1 protein-coding gene is annotated in these 476 nt (G+C 61.8%); it reads right to left on the bottom strand.

Annotated elements, in window-relative coordinates; all coding sequences use genetic code 11:
• Window positions 1–96 precede the first annotated feature (96 nt).
• Window positions 97–476: ATP-binding protein (locus tag VQ044_RS25030; RefSeq protein WP_331827889.1), on the bottom strand; the 380-nt coding region annotated here is incomplete at its 5' end.

The following is a 476-nucleotide window of genomic DNA, read 5'->3' as shown; positions in this document are numbered from 1 at the left end:
TGCGCATTTCGCTGATTGTGAGCAGCCATTTCAGGCGATCGTGAGCACGTGTTTCACGCGATCATGAGCGGTCTCTTCGGCCGACCTGGTTATTATTCAGGCGTTTGAGGCGCCGTCAAGAGCGTGGGCGCGGGCATTCTGTTTTCGCATGCTTTCTCCGGCGAGTTGAAGGCGGTGAGCATTGTGAACGAGGCGGTCCAGAATCGCGTCACCGAGGGTGGGATCGCCGATGACGTCATGCCAGTGTTCCACGGGAATCTGGCTGGTGACGATGGTCGATGCGCGACCATGGCGATCGTCGAGGATCTCCAGGAGGTCGCGCCGTTCGGACGCGTTGAGAACAGACAGGCCCCAGTCGTCGAGCAGGAGGAGCTGAACGCGCCCCAGCGTCTTGAGCAGGCGACCATAGCGTCCATCACCTCGAGCCAGCGCGAGCGCCTCGAAGAGGCGCGGGACGCGATGGTAGAGGACCGAGC

Source organism: Aurantimonas sp. C2-5-R2, from assembly GCF_036549495.1.
Taxonomy (GTDB): domain Bacteria; phylum Pseudomonadota; class Alphaproteobacteria; order Rhizobiales; family Rhizobiaceae; genus Aurantimonas; species Aurantimonas coralicida_A.
Note: the sequence above shows the minus strand (reverse complement) of the source record. Positions and strands in the feature narration are given on the sequence as shown.